Source organism: Mesorhizobium sp. M7A.F.Ca.CA.002.05.1.1 (assembly GCF_003998335.1).
Classification (GTDB): domain Bacteria; phylum Pseudomonadota; class Alphaproteobacteria; order Rhizobiales; family Rhizobiaceae; genus Mesorhizobium.
On record NZ_RZQI01001200.1, the window covers coordinates 1 to 1,425 of the forward strand.

1 protein-coding gene is annotated in these 1,425 nt (G+C 65.5%); it reads right to left on the reverse strand.

Translation table 11 applies throughout. The annotated features are described in order from the left end of the window. Positions 1 to 25: 25 nt before the first annotated feature. Positions 26 to 1,297, reverse strand: coding sequence for an efflux RND transporter periplasmic adaptor subunit (locus EN939_RS34095; protein WP_127271110.1), 1,272 nt, complete (start codon positions 1,295 to 1,297; stop codon positions 26 to 28). Positions 1,298 to 1,425 lie beyond the last annotated feature (128 nt).

The following is a 1,425-nucleotide window of genomic DNA, read 5'->3' on the forward strand; positions in this document are numbered from 1 at the left end:
GTTGATGAAGAATACGGACATCGCCTCAGTTCCCGGTCGCGGCGGCAGGCGCCGGTTTGGCAGCGTTGGACGCGGCCGGTGCGGCGGACGTGCCCTGCCCGCGATCCTTGACCTCGCCGGTCGTCTCGTCGATCGTCACCTCAACGCCCGTCGCATCGCCGCCGGGGCGCACCAGCTGCATGCCCTCGACAATGACACGATCACCGTCGCCGACACCCGAATCCACCAGCCAGTTGTTGCCGACGCTGTTGCGCACCGCGAGCACCCGCGTCTCGACCTTGCCCTGCGCATTGATGACCATGGCCGTGGCCTCACCCTTGGTGTTGCGGCTGACGGCGCGCTGCGGCACCAGGAAACTGTTCTGGGCAACGCCCTCCTCGACCAGCGCCCGCACATACATGCCGGGCAGCAGCAAGCGATCGGGATTGGGGAATTCGGCCCTGAGCGCGAAGGTGCCGGTGGTCTGGTCGACATTGGCGCCGGCGAATTCCAGCTTGCCGGTCTGCGTGTAGATGGTGCCGTTCTCGAGCTTCAGCTTGACGCTGACATTGGGGCCGCTGAACTTCAGCCGCCCTTCCGAGATCGCCTGGCGCAGATTGAGCAGGTTGGTGCTCGATTGCGTGACGTCGACATTGATCGGATCGAGGGCACGGATGGTGGTCAGCACAGTGTCCTGGTTGGCGGTCACCAACGCGCCGGGCGTCAGCGTGGACTTGTCGATGCGGCCGGCGATCGGCGCCGTGATCGAGGTGCGGTCGAGACTGATGCGCGCCGTCTCGGCGCTGGCCTTGGCCGAGGCGACATCGGCTTGCGCCTGCGCCAGCGTGGCGGCGGCATCGTCATAATCCTGTTTGGAAACAACGTTCTGTTTCAAAAGCCCTGCATAACGGTCGAACTTGGCCTGCGCAGTCGGCACCGCCGCTTGCGCCTTCTGCTGGGCGGCGACCGCGCTGTCATAGGCTGCCTTGTAGCTTGCCGGATCGATCAGGTAGAGCGGCTGTCCCGCAGCAACTTCGCTGCCCTCTTTGAACAGGCGCTGCTGGATGATGCCGTTCACTTGCGGGCGCACCTCGGCAACCAGCGAAGCCGCCGTGCGCCCCGACAGTTCGGCGGTGATCGCCACCGATTGCGGATGCAAGGTGACGACGCCGACTTCCGGTTTGCCGGGCGCGCCCATGCCGGCGGGGGCGCTGCCCTCCTGCGAGCAGGACGCCAGCAGAAAGGTAGCGGCGAACATCGCGGCCCAGGGCGCCAGATGGCGTGCCGAAAAACGAGGCTGGCTAGGCTTGGAAATCATGGCCTGGATCTTTCCCTGGAGTTGTGTACGCGTTGGCAATGGACCGCCTGGTCGAGGGGCATGCCGATCCATATGATGATAGGCCGCACCCGTCGGCGGGCGGCGACGAGCAATGCTTGGAAGCGGCT

What these genes read in the sequence shown, in the direction of transcription:
- EN939_RS34095 (WP_127271110.1), bottom strand. Translation starts at nt 1,297, where the DNA reads ATGATTTCCAAGCCTAGCCAGCCTCGTTTTTCGGCACGCCATCTGGCG.